This is a genomic window from Variovorax paradoxus, from assembly GCF_022009635.1.
GTDB lineage: Bacteria > Pseudomonadota > Gammaproteobacteria > Burkholderiales > Burkholderiaceae_C > Variovorax.
This window is the reverse complement of the sequence record NZ_CP091716.1, coordinates 7,165,485-7,185,696: the sequence shown is the minus strand read 5'-3', so window position 1 is coordinate 7,185,696 and position 20,212 is coordinate 7,165,485. Positions and strand designations below refer to the sequence as shown.

21 protein-coding genes and 4 pseudogenes are annotated in these 20,212 nt (G+C 67.8%); 17 read left to right on the top strand and 8 right to left on the bottom strand.

All coding sequences use genetic code 11. The features are described from left to right. Window positions 1–10: 10 nt before the first annotated feature. Complete coding sequence (locus L3V85_RS33800; protein ID WP_237676921.1) at window positions 11–1,270, bottom strand: MgtC/SapB family protein; 1,260 nt, start codon at window positions 1,268–1,270, stop codon at window positions 11–13. Between the two features lie 103 nt (window positions 1,271–1,373). Here L3V85_RS33800 and L3V85_RS33795 point away from each other — a divergent pair, with 103 nt between their 5' ends. The 8 genes from L3V85_RS33795 (at window position 1,374) to L3V85_RS33760 (ending at window position 9,075) form a co-directional block, all read left to right on the top strand. Beyond that, window positions 1,374–2,411 (top strand): zinc-dependent alcohol dehydrogenase family protein, encoded by a 1,038-nt coding sequence (locus L3V85_RS33795; protein ID WP_237676920.1) that lies wholly within the window; start codon window positions 1,374–1,376, stop codon window positions 2,409–2,411. A 75-nt stretch (window positions 2,412–2,486) separates the two neighbouring features. Then, a complete protein-coding gene (locus tag L3V85_RS33790) occupies window positions 2,487–2,867 on the top strand; it encodes a hypothetical protein (protein ID WP_237676919.1) in 381 nt (126 codons plus the stop codon). A 13-nt stretch (window positions 2,868–2,880) separates the two neighbouring features. Next, complete coding sequence (locus tag L3V85_RS33785) at window positions 2,881–3,558, top strand: PRC-barrel domain-containing protein (RefSeq protein WP_237676918.1); 678 nt, start codon at window positions 2,881–2,883, stop codon at window positions 3,556–3,558. 87 nt (window positions 3,559–3,645) lie between these two features. Beyond that, complete coding sequence (locus L3V85_RS33780; RefSeq protein ID WP_237676917.1) at window positions 3,646–3,876, top strand: hypothetical protein; 231 nt, start codon at window positions 3,646–3,648, stop codon at window positions 3,874–3,876. A gap of 24 nt (window positions 3,877–3,900) precedes the next feature. Then, window positions 3,901–5,127 carry an SAM-dependent methyltransferase gene (locus L3V85_RS33775; RefSeq protein WP_237676916.1) on the top strand — a complete coding sequence of 409 codons (1,227 nt, stop codon included), beginning with the start codon at window positions 3,901–3,903 and terminating at the stop codon, window positions 5,125–5,127. Then, window positions 5,124–6,485, top strand: a complete 1,362-nt coding sequence (locus tag L3V85_RS33770) for an FAD-binding protein (protein ID WP_237676915.1) — start codon at window positions 5,124–5,126, stop codon at window positions 6,483–6,485. Before L3V85_RS33775 ends, L3V85_RS33770 begins: the two co-directional genes overlap by 4 nt. Window positions 6,486–6,610: 125 nt before the next feature. Then, window positions 6,611–7,450 (top strand): universal stress protein, encoded by an 840-nt coding sequence (locus L3V85_RS33765; protein WP_237676914.1) that lies wholly within the window; start codon window positions 6,611–6,613, stop codon window positions 7,448–7,450. A gap of 80 nt (window positions 7,451–7,530) precedes the next feature. Beyond that, window positions 7,531–9,075 carry an AAA family ATPase gene (locus L3V85_RS33760; protein ID WP_237676913.1) on the top strand — a complete coding sequence of 515 codons (1,545 nt, stop codon included), beginning with the start codon at window positions 7,531–7,533 and terminating at the stop codon, window positions 9,073–9,075. A gap of 4 nt (window positions 9,076–9,079) precedes the next feature. Here L3V85_RS33760 and L3V85_RS33755 read toward each other — a convergent pair whose 3' ends face one another. Next, on the bottom strand, window positions 9,080–9,586 hold the full coding sequence (locus tag L3V85_RS33755; protein ID WP_237676912.1) for a universal stress protein: 507 nt from the start codon (window positions 9,584–9,586) through the stop codon (window positions 9,080–9,082). Window positions 9,587–9,712: 126 nt separating this feature from the next. Between L3V85_RS33755 and L3V85_RS33750 the strand changes: the two genes are divergently transcribed. Next, complete coding sequence (locus L3V85_RS33750; protein WP_237676911.1) at window positions 9,713–10,297, top strand: hemerythrin domain-containing protein; 585 nt, start codon at window positions 9,713–9,715, stop codon at window positions 10,295–10,297. A gap of 21 nt (window positions 10,298–10,318) precedes the next feature. Here the strand turns inward: L3V85_RS33750 and L3V85_RS33745 are convergent, their stop codons facing one another. Next, on the bottom strand, window positions 10,319–12,067 hold the full coding sequence (locus L3V85_RS33745) for a PHA/PHB synthase family protein (RefSeq protein ID WP_414080269.1): 1,749 nt from the start codon (window positions 12,065–12,067) through the stop codon (window positions 10,319–10,321). Between the two features lie 69 nt (window positions 12,068–12,136). Here L3V85_RS33745 and L3V85_RS33740 point away from each other — a divergent pair, with 69 nt between their 5' ends. After that, window positions 12,137–12,613 carry a hypothetical protein gene (locus tag L3V85_RS33740; RefSeq protein ID WP_237676909.1) on the top strand — a complete coding sequence of 159 codons (477 nt, stop codon included), beginning with the start codon at window positions 12,137–12,139 and terminating at the stop codon, window positions 12,611–12,613. Window positions 12,614–12,629: 16 nt separating this feature from the next. Here the strand turns inward: L3V85_RS33740 and L3V85_RS33735 are convergent, their stop codons facing one another. From L3V85_RS33735 to L3V85_RS33725, 3 genes are all read right to left on the bottom strand, one after another. Further along, the gene (locus tag L3V85_RS33735; protein WP_237676908.1) at window positions 12,630–13,004 is read right to left on the bottom strand and encodes a TraR/DksA family transcriptional regulator; all 375 of its coding nucleotides are present in this window, start codon (window positions 13,002–13,004) and stop codon (window positions 12,630–12,632) included. 66 nt (window positions 13,005–13,070) lie between these two features. Further along, complete coding sequence (locus L3V85_RS33730) at window positions 13,071–14,354, bottom strand: trypsin-like peptidase domain-containing protein (protein WP_237676907.1); 1,284 nt, start codon at window positions 14,352–14,354, stop codon at window positions 13,071–13,073. Window positions 14,355–14,580: 226 nt separating this feature from the next. Continuing rightward, a complete protein-coding gene (locus L3V85_RS33725; protein ID WP_237676906.1) occupies window positions 14,581–15,108 on the bottom strand; it encodes a flavodoxin family protein in 528 nt (175 codons plus the stop codon). Between the two features lie 196 nt (window positions 15,109–15,304). On the opposite strand from L3V85_RS33725, the gene L3V85_RS33720 reads away from it, so the two are divergent. From L3V85_RS33720 to L3V85_RS33695, 6 genes and pseudogenes are all read left to right on the top strand, one after another. Continuing rightward, window positions 15,305–15,727, top strand: a complete 423-nt coding sequence (locus tag L3V85_RS33720) for a universal stress protein (protein ID WP_237676905.1) — start codon at window positions 15,305–15,307, stop codon at window positions 15,725–15,727. A 1-nt stretch (window position 15,728) separates the two neighbouring features. Then, complete coding sequence (locus L3V85_RS33715) at window positions 15,729–17,168, top strand: trypsin-like peptidase domain-containing protein (protein ID WP_237676904.1); 1,440 nt, start codon at window positions 15,729–15,731, stop codon at window positions 17,166–17,168. A gap of 11 nt (window positions 17,169–17,179) precedes the next feature. Beyond that, a complete protein-coding gene (locus L3V85_RS33710) occupies window positions 17,180–17,713 on the top strand; it encodes an NUDIX hydrolase (RefSeq protein ID WP_237676903.1) in 534 nt (177 codons plus the stop codon). Window positions 17,714–17,751: 38 nt separating this feature from the next. Continuing rightward, the gene (locus L3V85_RS33705; RefSeq protein WP_237676902.1) at window positions 17,752–17,907 is read left to right on the top strand and encodes a hypothetical protein; all 156 of its coding nucleotides are present in this window, start codon (window positions 17,752–17,754) and stop codon (window positions 17,905–17,907) included. Next, a complete protein-coding gene (locus tag L3V85_RS33700; RefSeq protein ID WP_237676901.1) occupies window positions 17,904–18,209 on the top strand; it encodes a high-potential iron-sulfur protein in 306 nt (101 codons plus the stop codon). Before L3V85_RS33705 ends, L3V85_RS33700 begins: the two co-directional genes overlap by 4 nt. A gap of 131 nt (window positions 18,210–18,340) precedes the next feature. Further along, a pseudogene (locus L3V85_RS33695) lies at window positions 18,341–18,478 on the top strand (IS3 family transposase); the annotation flags it as partial. A gap of 59 nt (window positions 18,479–18,537) precedes the next feature. Here L3V85_RS33695 and L3V85_RS33690 read toward each other — a convergent pair. Next, window positions 18,538–18,759 (bottom strand): annotated as a pseudogene (locus L3V85_RS33690) (helix-turn-helix domain-containing protein); the annotation flags it as partial. Window positions 18,760–18,828: 69 nt separating this feature from the next. On the opposite strand from L3V85_RS33690, the pseudogene L3V85_RS33685 reads away from it, so the two are divergent. Next, window positions 18,829–19,865 (top strand): annotated as a pseudogene (locus L3V85_RS33685) (IS3 family transposase); the annotation flags it as partial. A gap of 37 nt (window positions 19,866–19,902) precedes the next feature. On the opposite strand, the pseudogene L3V85_RS33680 reads toward L3V85_RS33685, so the two are convergent. Then, window positions 19,903–20,211: pseudogene (locus L3V85_RS33680) on the bottom strand (integrase core domain-containing protein); the annotation flags it as partial. Window position 20,212: the final 1 nt, after the last annotated feature.

The window sequence follows — 20,212 nt, the reverse complement described above, 5'->3', positions numbered from 1 at the left end:
CTGGAGCCGCTCAGGCCGGCAGCCAGATGGCCGCGATGCAGGCGCAGCCCAGGCTGGCCATCAATGCGGCCCCCACGCGCAACGCATAGGCCCGGCCGCCCGCGCCCAGGGCCACCGCGCAGCGCGTGAGCGTGTTGGTCCCGATGGCCACCAGCACGCCCCGGATGAAGGAGTCCGTCTGCAATGTGCCGGCCGCATGCAGCGAAGCGAGCGAGGCCACGGGGGCGTGTGCATCCACCAGCGCGGCGAGCGCGATACCGGCCTGCAGGCCAGCGTTGCCGAAGTGCCGCTGTGCCGAGCCCACCAGCAGCGCGACGAGCGCCAGAGCGAGCGCGACGGCGAGCGCTTCGCGCGGACGCAATGCGCTGCGCTGCGCGGCGGGCGGCTCGACCGCCACCGCGTCGCGCGAAGCCGCCAGCAGCGGCAGCAGGCCGACGGCCACGGCGCCCGCCGCACCGGCAAGCGCCACGGGCAGCAAGGCGGCGCCTGCCTGTGGAGACAGCGCGCTGGTCATCGCGAGCGCCAGCACCCAGGTCGCTACCGCAGACATCGACGCGGCGCCCGCCAGCAGGCCCGTGTGCAGCGGCTGTTCCCGCGCGCGGTTGCCGAACGAGGCCACCGTGGCGGTGCTGGAGACGAAACCCGACACGAAGCCGGCCCCCAGCAGGCCACCGCGCACGCCGAGCCATCGCGCGGCCGCCTGTCCGGCCGCCTGCATCGCCATGATCAGCAGCACCATCGAGGCCAGAGGCCGGGGCGCGATGCCGCCGAGCATCTCGACGGGCTGCGAGGGAATGAGCGGCAGCGCGATCAGGGCGAGCGCCGCGAGCAGGACGCCGTCGTGCAGCTCCTGCTCGCTCAGCAGCTGCGTGGCAAACCGGTGCAGCCTGCGGCGCGCCGCGAGCAGCAGGGCGAGACCCATGCCGCAGGCGGCGCCCAACCCCGGTTCGACCACGCACAGCACGCCGATCAGGTAGGTGGCGAAGAGAGCGATCTCGGTGGTCATGCCGGGGTCCGGCGAGCGGCTCTTCCAGTGCGAAACCGCAGCCAGCGCGGCGACGAGCGTGCCGCCGATGGGCACCAGCGCCGCGGCGGGGAGGGCCTGCGCGATGGCACCCGTGAGCGCCACGATGGCGAAGGTGCGCAATCCCGCCGCCGCCCGGCGGTCGCCGTCGCCCTTGCGGCGCTCGCGCTCGGTGCCGATCACGAGGCCGATGCCCAGTGCCACGGCGAGTCCGACGATCACGGCCGAAGGGCTGGGGAGGTTCATGCACGCAGTCTCTCCGGCCCCCGGGCCGCGTCAAGGCGTCCGCGCCGCAGTCCCTTGCGCTGGATCAAGCCGGCCGCACCCTCGTGGGCATAACGTGCAGGGCATGAAAGCACTCGTATACCAGGGCCCCGGCCTGAAGTCGCTCGAAGACCGTCCGAAGCCGGAAATCCAGGCGCCGGGCGACGCCATCGTCCGGATCCTCAAGACCACCATCTGCGGCACCGACCTGCACATCCTCAAGGGCGACGTGCCCAGCTGCACGCCGGGGCGCATCCTCGGCCACGAGGGCGTGGGCGTGGTCGAGACCGTGGGCAACGGCGTGACGGCCTTCCATCCCGGCGACCACGTGCTGATCTCGTGCATCTCGTCGTGCGGCAAGTGCGAGAACTGTCGCCGCGGCATGTACTCGCACTGCGCCACCGGCGGCTGGATTTTGGGCAACACCATCGACGGCACGCAGGCGGAGTACGTGCGCATTCCGCATGCCGACACCAGCCTCTACCCCGTGCCGGCCGGCGCGGACGAGGAGGCACTGGTGATGCTCAGCGACATCCTGCCGACCGGCTTCGAATGCGGCGTGCTCAACGGTAAGGTGGCGCCCGGCAGCACGGTGGCCATCGTCGGGGCGGGTCCGATCGGGCTGGCCACGCTGCTCACGGCCCAGTTCTATTCGCCCTCGCAGCTCATCCTGATCGACCTGGACGACGGAAGGCTGGAGGTGGCACGCCGCTTCGGCGCCACGCACACGATCAACAGCGCCGACGGCAACGCAGCCAGGGCGGTGCTCGCGCTGACCGGCGGGCGCGGCGTCGACGTGTCCATCGAGGCCGTGGGCATTCCGGCCACCTTCGTGCTGTGCCAGGACATCGTGGCGCCCGGCGGCACCATCGCGAACATCGGCGTCCACGGGCACGCGGCCGATCTTCACCTGGAGCGCCTGTGGTCGCAGAACATCGCGATCACCACGCGGCTGGTCGACACCGTGTCGACGCCCATGCTGCTGAAGACGGTGCAGTCCCGCAAGGTGGACCCGGCTCGGCTGATCACGCACCGGTTCAGGCTGGACCAGGTCATCGATGCCTACGACACCTTCGCGCGCGCGGCCGAGACGCATGCGCTGAAGGTGCTTATCGAGGCATAGCGGCTCGGGAGCCTGCCGCGTCCCCCTTGTTGTCTCTCCCGTTTCTTCCTTGCCTTCTCCATACGGATCTCCGCCATGTCGCCTTTCCATGCCGTCGCCTGGGTCGATCACCATGCCGCGCAAGTCTTCCAGTTCGATGCCTCGAAGGTTCTCGCGCAGCAGGTCAGGGAACGCGCCCGCTACACCCGCCAGCATGGCAGCAGCGTTCGCAGCGAGCACGAGTTCTTCGGCGAGGTCTGCGATGCCTTGAAGGGAATCGCCCAGGTGCTCATCACCGGCTCCCGCATGGCGCAGGCCGACTTTCGCCACTACGTCGAGAAGCACAGGCCCGAAGTGGCGGGGCAGATCGTCGGCTGGGAAACGGCGGAACGCATGAGCACCAACGAGCTCGTCGCGCTGGCCCGTCGCTATTTCTCGGTGCACGAGGGCATGGCTGCGCCCATGAAGGCGGGTTGAGGGTGGCTGCTCCATGAAGATGCTACGGCATCTCACCGTCGTGGGACTGGTGTTCGCGCTCGCAGGCGCTGATATCACAGCCGCGCAGGTGGCAGGCGCCACGCATGCGGGCGCAACACTGACTGAAACCGGGCAGTTGATCCCGGGATGGAGCGCAAGGCAGAGCATCCTCGGGCGCACGGTGTACGACGCGTCGGGCGAGCGGATCGGCAAGGCGCTGGACCTGATCGTGGGCACCGACAGACGCGTGACCTTCCTGATCGTCGAGATGGGATCCTTCCCTTCAGGTTCGCGGCACCTGGTTGCCGTACCGGCATCGCAGCTTCTGGTGCGCGGCGGACGCCTGCGGCTGCCCGATGCCGATCGCCAGGCGCTGGCGTTGCAGCCCGCGTTCGTCCATGCCCCTGTCACCCGCACGCAGAGTGCGATCGTCGAGCAGGCCCTGCAGGACGCCGACAGGGCGAGTCGGACCATCGCGCGGCTGGAAAGCCAACTGGCGCACGGCGCGGGCGATGAAGGCCGCGCGGGCCTGGAGCAGCAGATCCTCGCGCTGCGGCAGGCCTTGCAGGCGGTGGAGGAGAAGGTGGCCGAGATGGATGCCGCCGACTCCGACGGATGGCAGGTCATGGAAGCCCAGGTCGGCCAGGCTGCCGCGCGCCTGCGAAGCGCCATGCGCGGCGCGCCGTCCTGACGGAATGCCGCGCGCGCCTTGATGTGCGTCAAGCCGCGCCCGTGGCGGGCACCTAGGATGGAACGAAGATTCTTGGAGACATTTCCCATGCCCACGGACCCCTTCCCCCTGATCCAGGCGCAGCCGGTGCCATCCGACGGCAACTACCTCCAGGCCATCATGAACTGGCAGATCGCGGTCGCGGGTAGCGCGCTGCAGGCGCAGCTTCGGCAACTGGAGTTGATGGCCGACTGGCAGCGCTCGTTCGGTGCCGTGCAGCGCGAGCTCACGGACCAGTGGATCTGCAGGTTCGGCGGCGGCGTGCCGCTGGATGGCTAGGCGAGAGCGGAACCGGATGCCCCCATGCTGCTGTCGCAGCCCCTGCGCAACATGCTCGACGACCTCGGGCGGCGGTCCGCGGCCTGCTTCGCCATCGCGATGCCCGATGGCAGCCGCCACCGCGCCGGCGAGGGCGAGCCGGCGTTCACCGTGGTCTTCCACACCGAAGCGGCGTTGTTCGCCACCGCGACGCGCGGCCACATCGGCCTGCTGGAGGCCTATTTCGACCAGGAAGTGGACGTGGAGGGCGATTTCGGCGCCGCCCTGGCGGCGGGCATGGCGGCCGGCTTCGACCATCGGGCCGGCGCGTTCAACGGCATCGAGAACAGCCTGCACGAGCTGCGGCACTCCAACCAGGACCCGGCCCACGCGAAGGCCAATGCCCGTGCGCACTACGGCCTGGGCACCGGCTTCTACCGCCTGTGGCTCGACGATCCGCTGATGATGTACACCTGCGGCTACTGGCCGGAAGGCACGCCCAGCCTCGAGGAGGCACAGCGCCGCAAGATCGACCACGTCTGCCGCAAGATCCTTCTGCGCCCCGAAGACCGCTTCATCGACATCGGCTGCGGTTTCGGAGGCTTCATGTTCCGGGCCCAGGAGAAGACCGGCGCCACGGGCGTCGGTCTCAACACCACCACCGAGCAGGTCGAGTGGCTGCGCAACGAGATCGAGCGGCGCGGGCTCGAGGCCTCGCTGCAGGTGCGCGAGGCCGACTTCCGCGACGTCGACGAGCAGTACGACAAGGTCGTCTCCATCGGCACGCTGGAGCACGCCGGCCGCGACCAGTTGCCGGAGGTGGTCCGGGCCCATGCGGAGTTCCTGAAGCCCGTCGGGCTCGGCATCCTGCACTTCATCGGTCACGTGGGCCGCTTCGAGACCGAGCTCTTCATCCGCAAGCACGTGTTCCCGGGCGGCTGGATACCCAGCCTCGCCGACGTGATCGTGGAGATGGAGCGCAACGGCCTGGAGGTGCTGGACATCGAGAACCTGCGCAGGCACTACGCGCCGACCCTCGATGCCTGGGCCGACCGTTTCGAGAAACACTGGCCCGCGATACAGCGCCTCGATCCGCAGCGCTTCGACGAGCGTTTCCGGCGTGTCTGGCGCACCTACCTGGTCGGCTGCGCCGAGATGTTCCGGTCGGACGCGGGCTACACGCATCTGTTCCAGGTCGTCTTCAGCAAGGGCAACGTGACGCCGCGGAGCTACCCGATGGACCGGGCGCACCTGTATGAGCCCAAGCCATGACCCCTGGCACCGCGGCGCAGGCCCACGAGGCGCGCAGAAGCCGCCTGCTGGACGCCATGCGCGAAGGCGGCACGGGCCCCGGGGCGCCGGTCGCGCTGGCAAAGCGCACATCGAATCTCTTTCGCGACCGCGAGGCCGGCCCTCGGAGAAGGATCGACCTCGACGAATTCGACCATGTCATCGACGTCGACGTGTCGCGCGGCACGGTCGAGGTCGAGGGCATGTCGACCTACGAGACCCTGGTGGATGCCACGCTCGCGCACGGCGTGATGCCGGCGGTGGTGCCGCAACTCAAGACCATCACGGCGGGCGGGGCGGTGGCGGGAGTGGGCATCGAGGCCACGTCGATGCGCCAGGGGCTGGTCCACCACACGATGCTGGAGCTCGACGTGCTGCTGCCGGACGGCCGCATCGTCCACTGCACGCCCGGCAACGAGCACCGTGACCTGTTCTTCGGCTTTCCGAACTCGTACGGCTCTCTGGGCTACGCGCTGCGGCTGGTGCTGCGCACGCAGCCGGTGCAGCCCTTCGTGCGGGTGGAGCACGTCGCATACGGACACCCGCGTGAATTCTTCGCGGCACTCGCCGAGGCGGCGCAAGGCGATGCCGACTTCGTCGACGCCGTGGTGTTCGGCCCCCGGTCGATGGTGCTGAATGTCGCGCGCTTCGAGCATGCCGCGCCCTGGGCGAGCAACTACGAATTCGAGCGCATCTACTACCGTTCGCTGCTGGAGATGCCGGTCGATCATCTCTGCGTGCGTGACTATCTGTGGCGCTGGGACACCGACTGGTTCTGGTGCTCGCGCAACTTCGCGGCGCAGCACCCGCTGGTGCGGCGCATGTTCGGCCGCAGCCATCTCAACTCCCGCACCTACACGCGGCTGATGCGCATGAACGCCCGCTGGGGCGTGACCAGGCGCATGGCCGCGCTGCGGGGGATGCATGTGGAGTCCGTCATCCAGGACGTCGACATCCCGATCGGCTCCGCGCGCACCTTCCTGGAGTTCCTGCGGCGGGAGATCGGCATCCTTCCTGTGTGGATCTGCCCGGTGCACGTGCCGGACCCGGACGCGGACTTCGTGCTGTATCCGCTCGATGCGGGCATGCTGTACGTCAACTTCGGCTTCTGGGACGTGGTCGAGAGCCGCGAGGCGCATGAAGCGGGGCATTTCAACCGGCTGGTCGAGCAGGAGGTGCTGCGCCTGGGCGGCATCAAGTCGCTCTATTCGGACAGCTACTTCACGCGCGAGGAGTTCGACGGCGCCTACGGTATGGAGGCCTACGACGCGCTGAAGCGCCGCTACGACCCCGAGAGGCGGGCGCCTCGGCTGTACGAGAAGTGCGTACTGAAGCGCTGATCCGGCGCTGCGCTGGCTTGATCGCCATCAACACCCGCGGCGGCAAGACGCACGAACATGCGCCCGAGGGCCATTTCGCTCCAGATCCCGCGCCGGGACACGGCGCACCACCTTGCGGGGCATCCATGAATTTCAGAACCATCCTCGTGCACCTGGACAGATCGGTGCGCAGTCGCGCGCGCGCGGCATTGGCTGCGCGGTGGGCGCGTTCGCACGAGAGCCATCTGGTCGGGCTCGTTCCCACCGGCCTCCACGACGGCGTGATTCCCGCCGACGCCATCGCCACCGGCATGACCGACTACATCGCCGAGTCGGCCGATTACCTGCGCCGGCGCGCCGAGGGCATTGCACGGGAGTTCAGGCAGGACATCGCCGCATCGGGTCCCCTGTCGTACGAGGTCCAGATGGTCGACGGCGTCACGCAGGATGCCGTGGTGAGGTACGGGCATGCGAGCGACCTCGTCGTGCTCGGGCAAAGCGACGACTCGACCAGGAAGGACTCCATCACGCATGGCCTTGCCGAGCAGGTGCTGATGGAGGTCGGCCGGCCGGTGCTCGTGGTGCCTTCGGCCGGCGAGTTCCCTGGAGTACCGAAGAACATCGTGATGGCCTGGGACGGTTCGCGCGAGGCGGCCGTGGCCCTTCACGCAGCATTGCCCGCCCTGCGCGGCGCGCGCGTCACGCTCCTGTCGCTGCGCCATCCGCGCGATGAAGGCGATGCGCAGCGGCTGCTGATGCACGACATGATCCAGTTCCTGCTGCGCCACGGGGTGCAGGCGCGCGCCGAATCCGAGGTGACCGAGATCGGCATCGCGGACGCACTGCTCTCGCGGGTGTCCGACCTGGGCGCCGACCTTCTCGTGATGGGCGCCTACAGCCATTCGCGCTTGCGCGAGCGGATACTGGGCGGTGTGACGCGGCAGATACTGGCGCAGATGACCGTGCCCGTGCTGATGGCGCACTGAGCGCGCCGGGCGCGTCCGGCGCCGGTGACTCCCTTTTTCCCCGTTCTCCATTCCGGGCCCCGCCACCCGGAATACGCCACATGGACACCACACTGATCGACGCACTGCGCACAGAGCTCCAGCGCGAAACCGGACAACCCGTGGGGCTGGTCGAGACGCACATCTCCTGGGTGCTGCTGACGCCGACGCAGGCCTTGAAGCTCAAGAAGCCTGTGCGGCTGCCGTTCCTCGACTTCGGCAGCGTGGAGTCTCGCAAGCACTTCTGCGAAGAGGAACTGCGCCTGAACCGGCGCTTCGCGCCGGCGCTCTACCTCGACGTGGCGCCGGTCTGCGGCACACGCGAGTCGCCCCGTGTCGGCGATGGCGCTGGCGGCGCGCCGATCGACCACGTGGTGCGCATGCGGCGCTTTGCCGAATCCGCGCTGCTGCGCAATCTGTTGACGTCGAATGCGCTGGAGCCCCGGTTGCTCGACGGCTTCGCCCGGCGGCTGGCGGACCTGCATGGAGAAGCGCAGCGCGCGGCGCCCGTGTCCGGCTTCGGCGCGCCCGAAGCGATCGTCCGCGCGGCGAACGATGTGCTGGCCTCCCTGCGCGCCCAGGTGCGGGAAGGCGAGGGCGACCGTGCCGCGTCGCTTGACGCGATCGGCGCCTGGATCGACGAACAGGGACAGGCACTGCGCATGGCCTGGATCGCCCGCCAGCAGGGCGGTGCCGTGCGCGAATGCCATGGCGACCTGCACCTGGCCAACGTGGTGCTGGTCGACGGCGCGCTCACGCCGTTCGACTGCATCGAGTTCGATCCGGCCTTGCGCTGGATCGATGTCATGAGCGACGTCGCCTTCCTCACCATGGACCTGAAGGCGCACGACCATGGCGAGCTCGCGTTCCGCTTTCTCGATGCGTGGCTGCAGCACAGCGGCGACTACGCGGGGCTGCAGGTGCTGCGCTTCTACGAGGTCTACAGGGCTCTGGTGCGTGCCATGGCTTCGGGCATGACGCCGGGCGGGAAGAAGGGGCCGGACTACCTGGCATGCGCGCGGCGGCTGGTGGCGCGGCCAGAGGAGGGAGCGCGGCTGATGATCGCGCACGGACTCTCGGGCTCCGGGAAGTCCAGCGTCGCCTTGCAACTGCTGTGCGCCGCCGGCGCCGTGCGCGTGCGCTCCGACGTGGAGCGCAAGCGCCTGTTCGGCCTCGCCCCGCTGGAGCGTTCCGCAACGACGGGCCTGGACATCTACGATGCCAAGGCGACCCGCCGGACCTTCGAGCGGCTGCGCGCCTGCGCGCGCGATGCCTTGCTGGCGGGCTACCCCGTGATCGTGGACGCGGCCTTCCTGCGGCGTGCGGAGCGACACAGCTTCGAGGCCCTGGCCACGGAGCTGCGCGTGCCTTTCTCGATCCTGGACTGCAGCGCCGCGCCGGCCACGCTGCGCCGCCGGGTGGCCGAGCGGGAGACAGCGGGCACGGATGCATCGGAAGCCGGCCTGGCCGTGCTGGAACGCCAACTGGCCACGCACGAACCCCTGGATGCGGACGAACACAGGGCCGCCATCGAGGTCTCCACCGAAGACGCCGTCGACATCGCGCAGTTGCGGGCGCGCTGGCGCTCGGCGGACATCGGCCGCTGAATGCTCACTGGCTGGCCAGTTCTCCACTGGGCAGCGTGAAGCGCTCGTGCTCGGCCTTCGCGCTCTCGGGTGCGCGAATCAGCAGCACCGGGACGGGCGACATGCGCAGGATGTGCTCCGCGCTGCTGCCCATCACCCAGCGGCCGATTCCGCGGCGACCATGGGTGCCGATCACGATCAGGTCGGCCTTCCAGGCTTGCGCGTGGGATATGACCTGGTCGTGCACGCTGCGCTTGAAGCTGTCGAGCAGCACCGCGTCGACTTCGACGCCTTCCCGGATCGCCCGGCCCTGGGCGTCGTCGAGCAGCTTCTTCGCATTGCCGTGAAGCTCTTCCGACCAGTTGCCGGCATAACCCGCATAGGCGTCCATGGTCAGGGCGAACGAAAGCTCGTCGATGACATGCACCAGGCGCAGGCGCCCTCCCGTGAGCTTGGCCAGCTGGATGGCCTCCGCCAGTCCGCGGCTGGAGGTGGAACTGCCGTCGATGGGAACAAGAATTCGCTGGTACATGGCACGACTCCGGCTTGGTGATTGGGACCGCTCCAGTATCCGGACTCGCACCGGGCGGGGTTTGATCTGGAGCAAACCCGTGTCCCGCGAAAGCGCGACCCTTGGGGCATGCACAGGAAGACACTCATGCCCCACGCCACCGTCCGCATCATCCGCCAGGAGCATTCCGCGCTCGCCGCCATGCTCCGATCCATCGTCATGCTGCTCGAGCAGCACCGCAAGAAAGGCACGCTGCCCGACTTCGCCACGCTCAGGGCCATGCTCTTCTACGTGGACGAGTTTCCCGAGAAGCGCCACCATCGCAAGGAGACCGAGCTGCTGTTTCCCAGGCTGCGCGCCAGGACGCCCATTTCGCGGGAGCTGCTGGACCGTCTCGACAGCGACCATGCCAAGGGCGAGCGCAGGATCCGCAACGTGGAGCATGCGCTGCTCGCGTTCGAGATGCTCGGCGAGCCGCGGCGCGAGGAATTCGAGAGAACCGTCGGCGAATACGTCGATTTCTATCTCGACCACATGGCGCTGGAGGAGCGCGAGATCCTTCCGCTGGCCGAACGGGTGCTGACCGAGGACGACTGGCACGACCTGGACGAGGCCTTCGCGCAGAACCGCGATCCGATGACCGGGCACGTGCCCGACCTCGAATACAACGCGCTCTTCACCCGGATAGTCAACAGCGTTCCCGCGCCCATCGGGCTGGGGCCGGCGCTGTAGGGCAGCGCTCCCATCTCCCGGTCAGCGCATCAGCACATAGGTGCCGGGCGCGCTGCAAAGCGGGGGCAGGCCGCGTCGCGGCGCCCCCATCGGGGGCGGGCGGCGCTTCGGCCCCGAATGCGCGGCAAGCCATTGCTGGAAACCGGGCCACCATGACCCCTCGACCTCCCGCGAAAGCTCGAGGAACTCGTCGGGCGCGACGTACGCATCGTGCCTGCGCCGCCGCAGGATGCGGTAGCTGCGATGCGGGTGCCCGGGCTCGCTCACGATGCCGGCGTTGTGGCCGCCCTCGGTCAGCACGAAGCTCACGTCCGAGTCGCACAGCAGGTTGAACTTGTAGACGGACCGCCAGGGCGCCACGTGGTCTGTCCGGGTACCGAGCAGGAACACCGGGACGTCGATGTCGCCCAGCGACACCGGCCGCCCGTCGACGAGGTAATGGCCCTCGGCCAGTGCGTTGTCGAGGAAGAGGCTGCGCAGGTAGTCGGCATGCATGCGATAGGGCATGCGCGTGCCGTCCGCGTTCCACGCCATCAGGTCGTTCAGGGCAGGGCGTTCGCCGAGCAGCCAGCTCCGCACCAGCGGTGCCCAGACCAGCTCGCCGGGGCGCAACGACTGGAAGGCCGCCGCCATCTGTGTCGCGCCGAGGAATCCCTGGTGCGCCATGATGTCCTCGAGGAAGGCGAGCTGGCTTTCGTCGATGAACAGGCCGATCTCACCGGGCTCAGTGAAGTCGGTCTGCGCGGCCAGCAGCGAGAGCGAGGCAAGGCGGTCGTCCCGGTCGCGCGCCATCGCCGCCGCCGCGATGGCCATCAGCGTGCCGCCGAGACAGTATCCGACCGCGTGCACGCGGTGCCCGGGCAGCACGGTCTCGACGGCGTCGAGGCTGGCGCGGATGCCCAGGCGCAGGTAGTCGTCCATGCCGAGCCCGGCGCCGGAAGCGCCCGGGTTCTTCCAGGAGACGGCGAACACCGTGTGGCCCTGGCCGACCAGGTAGCGGATCAGCGAGTTGTGCGGGGAGAGGTCCAGCACGTAGTACTTCATGATCCAGGCGCTGAGGAGCAGCAGCGGCTCGGCATGTACCGTCGGTGTTGCCGGCGCGTACTGGATGAGCTCGACGAGCTCGTTGCGCAGGATGACCTTGCCCGGCGTGAGCGCCACCTCGTACCCCGGCCTGAAGGCATCGGCGTCGACCGGCGGCATGCCGGATGCGCCGCGGTACAGGTCTTCCATTCCCTGGACGGCGCCCGTGAGCAGGTTCATGCCCGCGCTGGCGGCGGTCTTCTTCAGCACCTGCGGGTTGGTCGCGGGGAAGTTGGCGGGCGAGACCATCTCGAGCCATTGCCGCACGGTGAAGGCGACCAGCTCTTCGTGGTGCCGGTCCACGCCGGGAACCGCGCGGGTCAGCTCGAGCAACCGCCGACCGCCTGCTTCGAAGGCCTCGCGGTACATGCAGAAGGGCCACGGAACCCAGTCGTCCGCAGCCAGCCGCGGGTCGTGCGCGTGCGGGCCGCCGGGCAGGGCCTGGTGCAGCGCCAGGCCGGCGCCGCGTCCGGGCTGGGTCGCGAAATGGATGGCCCAGTCGGACCACGCCAGCATCAGCGCCGCCGGCGACATGCCGCCGCCGAGCCTGCCCCATGCGGCGTGGAGCAAGCGGTCGAATTCGTTGTGTTGGCGGGTCACTTCAAGTCCTTTGGAGAGGGCATCCCGGGTCTTCGGGTGTCGCGCTGGAAGTCTGCGGGTCCGCGCGCCATTCGCCTTGCGCAGCATCAAGGTCCCGCCGAAGAGGCACTCTTACGCTTTCGAGGTCGTTTCCTTTTCAACTCACAGGAGCTGAACATGCCGGCCAAGATCGTCGATTTCTCCGCCCGGTCCAAGGTGATCCGGGACGAACCCTTCAACGTGCATTTCTGGCAATGCACGCCTGCCGAATTCAGGGCCTACCTGGGACGGCCGCGCGACTTCCTGCACAAGCTGGGCATCGTGGTGCCGGGCGATTGCCGGATCGAAACGACGATCGAGAACCACGACTGGCTCGAGCACGAGGCTCCCGAATTCGCGAGCGAGGGCGGCAACGACACGGTGATCTGCAACATGGGCAGCGGCGCGGCCACGCGCTCGGTGTACCGGGTCGTGAGCTACGCGCGCGACCAGGCGTCAACGGGCGACGTGGAAAAGGCGCTGCTGCATCGCGCGAATCGCCAGCAGGTCAAGGATGCGAAGCCGTCGCCGGGGCGCAAGGGCAAGGCCAAGGGAAAGAAGGCAAAGAGGGCAAGGAGGGCGGCCAAGCCCCATCGCGAGAGCGGCGAACAGTGACGCGTCCCGCCCCGATTCAGTGGCGCCGGTGCGCCTCGATCGCCGACTGGCAGGCCGCGCACCGGATGGCCGTGGGCTGAGCGAGCAGCCGCGCGCGCGGGATCTCGGCGCGGCAGTCTTCGCAGATGCCGTAGCGGCCGTCCGACAGGCGCGCGAGCGCCAGTTCGATCTCCTCGAGCCTGGTGCGGTCGATCTCGATCTCGGCCAGATGCACGTCGGCGACGCGCTCCGCCTCGGCTTCGTCGGCATGGGTCGTCACCTCGCGGCCGCCGTCGGCGGACAGGAGTTCGGCCGTGGGAGCCGAATCGCGGAGTTCGTCCAGAACCTGCCGCTTCATCGACTCCAGCTGCCGATGAAGGGAGCGGCGGTCGGTTTCATCGAGATGTTTCATGGTCGTGAGTCCTTGCAATGAGCGAGTTGCAGATGAAGAAAGGGCGTGCAATGTCTGCCCGGGGTGTCAAGAGCGGCCATGGCGCGCGGCCGGAAGACGCACCGCGACGTAGGCGAGCCGGCGATCGCGCATGACCAGCAACGCCACCGTGTTGCCGGCGGGCACGCGGGCGAGCGCCTGCCCGAGGTCCTCGACGCGATAGAGCTTCGTCGTGTTCATGGCCACGACCACGTCGCCCGCGAGGATGCCCTCGCTGCGTGCGAGGCCGTCGGCTTCCCGAACCATCAGGCCGCTGTCGATGTGCAGCTGAAGCCGTTGCGCGGGGGACAGCACCCCCAGGCTCAGGCCCAGGCCGTCGTTCCATTCGGGAGCCGCGGTCGTGAAGGCCCTGCTCGCTGCGGCCGGCTGCACCGCCAGCGTCGCCCGCAACACCCGGGGTGCACCGTGGCGCCACACCTCCAGTTGCATCCGGCTGCCCGGCGGGCGTTGTGCGATCTGCTGCGGGAGGTCGAGGAACCGCGCGACGGGCTTGCCGTCGAGCGCGAGCACGGCGTCGCCCTGCGCGAGGCCGGCCGATTCCGCCGGACTGTCGGCTTCGACACGGACCACCAGGGCGCCGGTCGGCGCCGGCAGCCCGAACGATTGGGCGAGTGCGGGCGTCATCTCCTGGAACTCGGCGCCCAGGTAGGCACGATGCACGGTGCCGTGCGCCAGCAACTCGCCGGCGATGCGCATCGACAAGTCGATCGGCACGGCGAAGGACAGGCCCATGTAGCCTCCGCTGCCGCTGTAGATCATCGAGTTGATGCCCACGACTTCTCCACGGCTGTTGAGAAGCGGGCTGCCCGAGCTGCCCGGGTTGATCGCGACGTCGGTCTGGATGAAGGGGATCTCGCCCGCGCCCGCCATGACGCGTCCGACCGCGCTCACCACGCCGGCCGTCACGCTGCCGTGGAAGCCGAAGGGCGATCCGATCGCGGCCACCCATTCACCGGGTGCGAGCGCCGAGGAATCGCCGATCACGGCCACTGGCAAGTCGGTTGCATCGATCTTCAGGAGCGCGACGTCGGTGCGCCTGTCTGAGCCGGCCACGCGCGCCGTGAAGCGGCGGCCGTCGTCCAGCTGGACCCGGACTTCGTCGACGTTCGCCACCACGTGAGCGCTGGTGAGAATCAGGCCGTCGCTGCGGATGATCAGGCCCGAAGCGAGGTCGCGTATCTGGCTGATGCGCGCGCTCGCGGGCAGGGGCCAGGCCAGGCGGTCGGCGAAGTCGAGCTCGGGGGCAATCTCGAGTTCGATGTCTTCCTGGTTCTCGTCGCGCCCGATGCGCAGGGTGCTGATGTCGACCACCGATCTGCTGCGGCTGGCGACCAGGGACGAGAAACCGCTCGTGTTCGCCGCGACCGTCGCACGCGCCTCGGTTGCCGGCCCGGCGGGAGCCGGAAGCGTTGGTGCGGGCGCAGCACATGCACACAGCAACGAAACGCCGACGCCAAGTGCGCAGACTCGACCGACGACGCGTTGCATCGCATTCGCCCGGAGAAAGAGGATGCTCACGTCGATCCGGGCCGGGGCTTCAGCTCGATTGCGGCGACAGCGTGACGGGGCGAACCACCGCATGCGAATCTTCGGCGTCTCGGACCGCGGTGCCGAAGGCCAGCAGTCGGGCGGCGCAACTGCCGTCGTCGACTTCGCGCATCGTGACCGAAGAGCTCAGGATCGGCGCACGGCCGAGGAGCCGGCCGATCTCCGCCGCGGCGTTCGGCGCTCCCTGTCCTCCCATGACGGAGAGCACGGCGACGTCGGGCAGCCGATCGCGCTGGCGCGCGACGAAGGCACGCATGGGGCTGGCAAGCTGCAGCATCCAGATCGGCGAGACCAGCACCACTGCATCGAAGTCGCCGGGCGGCGGGCCGTCGTAGCGGATGGCAGGTTGCAGCCGGAAGAAGGAGTCGATCACGCAGCGCATGCTGCCGAGGGCTCCTGCGCGAGGCCGCAGCTCGGCAATGTTCGCGAGCTGCCAGTTCTGCTGGCTGCACAGGAGTTCCGCGACGCGACGGGAAGTGCCGGTGTAGGAGTAGACGATTGCCAGGACGTTGCTCATGGGGGCCTCTGCTGCAGTCATGTCGACCCAATGTTGGCAGCGGCGAGCTGTGTTGCCTTGCGCTGCATCAAGTGAGCGCGGTGGAAGAGGGCGACTCGCGGGTTGCCGGATTTCCTCTTGATGCAGCGCAAGGCGAGCCGCCGGGCAGGCGGCGACCATCCTGCATCGGAAACATGTCCCGGCCGAAGGAGCCATCATGAAAATTCTGCTTGCCGTCGACGGCAGCGACTACACGAACCGAATGCTCTCGTACCTGACCACCCACAAGGAGTGGTCGAACGCGGGGCACGCCTTCACTGTCTTCCACGTGGTGCTGCCGGTGCCTCATCGCGCCGCGGCCTTCGCCGGAGCCGAGATCGTGTACGGCTACTACGAAGACGATGCACGCATGGTGCTCGAGCCGGTGCGCGACCTGCTGGCCAGGAATGGCATCGAGGCGAGCTTCGAGCACCGGGTCGGGCATCCGGCGCAGGAGATCGCTTCATTTGCAGAGAAGGGGCGGTTCGACCTTGTGATCATGGGGTCTCGGGGCCACGGCGCTCTGGCGGGCCTGGTGCTGGGGTCGGTGGCCACCAAGGTGCTGGCCGGATGCACCGTGCCGGTCTTGCTGGTGCGTTGAAATGAAGGCCGCTGCCCTCGCGCGATGCCTGGCCGCGATCGCCTTCGGTGCATTCGCGCTCGCGAGCGCGACGCAGGCCTGGTCGCAGGCGCGGTCATGCCTGGAGCGGGCGCCGTCCGTGCCGCAGGCCGCCGATTTCGCGGCCGCCGCCGCGCGGCAATCACCCGCGGTGGTGAGCATCATGGTCACCGAGAACGGCGGCGAACGGCCCGTTGCCGGCGACATGCGGCCCTCCATGCCGTGGGAGAAAGCCTGGGGGCGTGGCTTCGCGTCGGGGTTCATCATCGGCAACGACGGATACATCCTGACCAGCGCCCATGCAGTGACGGGTGTCCAGGCCATCTCAGTCGTCACGGCCGACCAGCGGCGCTTCGATGGCGAAGTCGTGGGTATCGATCGCCTCAGCGATGTCGCGCTGCTGAAGGTCCCGGCGTCCGGCCTGCCGGTCGTCGTCCTGGGCCATGGCAGCGACCTGTGTCCCGGCGAGCGGGTTGCCGCGATGGGGGCTCCGTTCGGCTTCGAGCGCAGCGTGACCGCCGGCGTGGTGAGCGCCAATCCACGCTACATCCCCGGGGGAAGCGGCGTGCCGTTGATACAGAGCGACGTGGCGCTCAACCCGGGCAACTCGGGCGGCCCGCTGTTCAACGAACGAGGCGAAGTGGTGGGCATGAACTCGATGATCTATTCCCCGGGTGGCGGCTACTTCGGCATGTCGTTCAGCCTGCCCATCGATACGGTGATGCGTGTGGTGGATGAGCTTCGCGCGACCGGGCACGTGCGGCGCGGGCACATCGGTGCCCGCACCCAACCCCTGACTGCCGAGCTGGCGCCGGCATTCGGCCTTGCTTCCACGCAAGGAGCGCTGATCGTACGTGTCGATCCGGACAGCCCGGCCGCGGCGGCGGGGCTTCGCAGCGGCGATGTGGTGCTGGCCGTCGGTGCCGACACGGCGATGAGCTATGCCGACATACAGAACCGCGTGGCCGCAGCTCACCAGGGCAGCCGGATCGAGCTGAAAGTCTGGCGGCACAGGGCGCCGTTGACGGTGCAGGTGGGAGTGGTCGAGAACCCGCCGGATGCCTCGCCCCGTCCGGCTGCACGCGCTGTCGTGCAGGAAGCGCGCTTCGGATTGGAGCTCGTCGAGCGCAAGGGCGTGTTGGGCATCAGCCTGCCGTCCCCAGGGTTGTATGTGCAATCGGTCTCCGGTTCGGCCCAGATGGTAGGGCTGCGGTACGGCGACATGCTGATTGCGGTCAACGACGTGGAAGTGGCCTGCTTGGCAGACTTCGACGCGGCGATCCGGTCCGTCACGGAGAACGACACGGTTGCGCTGCTCGTCATGCGCGGCTCGGCGCGAAGCTATGTACCCATCCTCCCGCGCAGTGCTCAGCGCACTCCGGTCGAGCGGCGCGCAGGCGAGGTGGCCGGGTCTATGCCCTGAGGCTTTTCACCATGGAAAAGTCGACCAGTTGCGGCGTTCTGGTGTTCGACATGGCAGGGCAGTTGCTGCTCTGCCATGCGAGCGACAGCCGCTATTGGGACATACCCAAGGGCGCTGTTGAAGGGCAGGAGGAGGGCGCACAGACGGCCGCGCGCGAGGCGGCCGAGGAGTGCGGTTTCCGGCTGTCACCGGAGCAACTGAGGGAGCTGGGGCTCTTTCCTTATCGCAAGGGCAAGGACCTCCGGCTCTTCGCGGTGCTGGTGCGGCACTTCGAGGCGAAGAACTGCGTGTGCTCCAGTTTCTATATCGATCGCCATGGACGGCGGCGCCCCGAAATGGATGGATTCCGTTGGGCCGCCTTCGAGCAGTTGCCGCATTTCTGCGCACCCAGCCTTGTAGCGGTGCTGACGCAGGCGCTTTCGCTGGAGGGCATCCACGGGCACCTGCTTTACGAAGTCGGGCCGGTCGACGTGGCGCCCGGGTCGCATGACTTTCGCGCAGTTGATCTTGCGCAAGGCCGAGCGCAACCAGCCGCTCAAGAATGAGCGCAGGCCGTTTCAGAAGGCCATCACGAGGTCGCCCCATGAACATCACATCGAACGTAGTCCTGCAGGTCGTCGGGTTCTGCATCGCAACGCTGCTGGCCACAGGTGTCCTCGTGCTGGCGGGACTGAACGAGCGCAATGCCGCGCCGGACAGCCTGGCGCCTATCCCGCACGCGATGAAAGAACCACGATGAAATCCAGCCGCCGCATCTTCATGCTGACCCTTGCCGCGACGGGGGCCAGCGCCTGCGTCACGCGCTCGTTCGCGCAGGCCCGTCTCGACGAAAAGGACCCGCAGGCCGCTGCCCTGGGGTATGTCGCCGATTCGGCGAAGGCCGACGCGAAGAAGTTCCCCAAGCATGACAACGCCCAGCTGTGCAATGGCTGCGCGCTCTGGCAGTCCAAGCCGATGGAAGTGCAGGGCAACTGCGCGCTATTTGCGGGAAAGCAGGTCAATGCCAAAGGCTGGTGTAGTGCCTGGGCCAAGAAGGCTTAGCTGTCGAGTCAGCGCTTTGCAGGAGGGATGGTATTCATTGCTATGCCTGCTGGGGGACCGGACAAAAAATTGGATTGCCAGGAGGCAATACGAGCTTGAAGCCGAAGTATTCGCCGACTCAGAAGGAGGTCTGGAAGACCACAACCGCTGAGCACCTCATTGAAGTAGTTGATTCCTACGTCCGCTGGTACAACGAGAAGCGGATCAAGATCTCGCTTGGCGCTCTCAGTCCGGTTGAATATCGCCAGAGCCTGAGGCTCGCGGCATAACCAGTCCAAGAATTCCGCCGCACCCCCACTGGCTCAGTTTCCGGTCGGCGCCAACACGTCCAGAGACCTGCGGCCATCATCAGCGACCTGACCGTCTCCTTGGCCAAGGGCAGGCCGTGGCACTCGCGCAGCTTCTCGCATGCCAGCGTGGGCCCGAAGTCAACGTAGCGCTCTTTGATCAGCGTGGTCGCGCGTTCGGCCACGCCAGGTGCCAGTTGACGGTTGCTGGGGCGGCCTCGCTTTCGCGAGATCAGCCCAGCAGCGCCTTCGTCCTTGTAGCGCTGGTGACCTGCCCGGTTTCTCCGAGACATTGATTTCTAGGAAGATGGCTCCCGCCCGAAGAGGAGCCCATGAAGAAGAGTCGATTTTCAGAAGAACAGATGGTCACGATCCTGCGCGAAGCAGATCGCACGACGGTGGCCGAGGCTGCCAAAAAGCACAGGGTCAGCGACGCCACCATCTACGCCTGGCGCAAGCACTTCGGCCAGATGGAAGCGGCCGACGTCAAGCGCCTGAAGGCACTGGAGCTTGAGAACAGCCGGCTGAAGAAGCTCCTTGCCGAGCGAGATCTGGACCTCGAGATTCTCAAGGAGATCAACGCAAAAAAATGGTGAGCCCGTTGGCTCGGCGCGAACAACTGGCCTTCGTGCGCGCACGTGGCTTGAGTCTGCGCCGCGCCTGCGGGCTCATCGGCATGTCACGCGCCACGCCCAGCTATGAGCTGCGCTTGCCCGCCAAGGATGCGCCGGTGCTTGCGGCGATGAAGGAACTCTCGGCTCAGTATCCGCGCTACGGCTATCGCCGCATCCGCGTGTTTCTGCGCCGCAAGGGCTTCGAGCTGAGTTGGTCTCGCACGCACAGGCTGTGGCGCCAGGCGGGCCTGCTGGTGCCCCGGAAACGGCCGCGCAAGCGCATCGCCTCGGTGCGCCCGCGCGTTCACACGCCGTTCAAGGCCAACATGGTCTGGGCCTACGACTTCGTCTTCGACACCACGGCCAGCGGCCAGCAGATCAAGTGCCTGACTGTCGTGGACGAATACACCCGCGAGTGCCTGGCCATCGATGTGGCCGGGGCCATCCGCTCCAAGCGGGTGATCGAGGTGCTCTCGCGCTTGGTGAGCTTGCATGGTGCGCCGCTGTTCATGCGTTCGGACAACGGGACGGAGTTTGTCAGCCAAGCCATCCTGGAGTGGATCTCGGGCGCGGGCATTGCCACCGTGCTCAACGATCCCGGAAAGCCTTGGCAGAACGGCACCGACGAGAGCTTCAACGGCAAGTTCCGCGACGAGTGCCTGTCCATCGAGTGGTTCCGTTCGCGCCGCGAAGCCGCTGTCCTGATCGAAGCCTGGCGCAATCACTACAACGAGGTACGTCCCCACAGCAGCCTGAATCGCCCCGGCTTTCATGGAGGCCAGTTGGTTTAAGTCATGCCGCCGTCTTGGCGGACTGACTGGCGAGTTGCCGGTAATAGTTTGCCTCAGCTTCTGCAGGCGGGATGTAGCCGATGGGTTCGAGCAGGCGATGGTGGTTGAACCAGGACACCCATTCGAGCGTCGCGAACTCCACCGACTCCTTGGTCTTCCACGGCGCCCGGCGATGGATCAGCTCGGCCTTGTAGAGGCCGTTGATCGTCTCGGCCAGGGCGTTGTCATATGAGTCGCCTTTGCTGCCCACTGATGGCTCAATGCCAGCCTCGCCCAGTCGTTCCGTGTACCGGATGCTGACGTATTGGGCG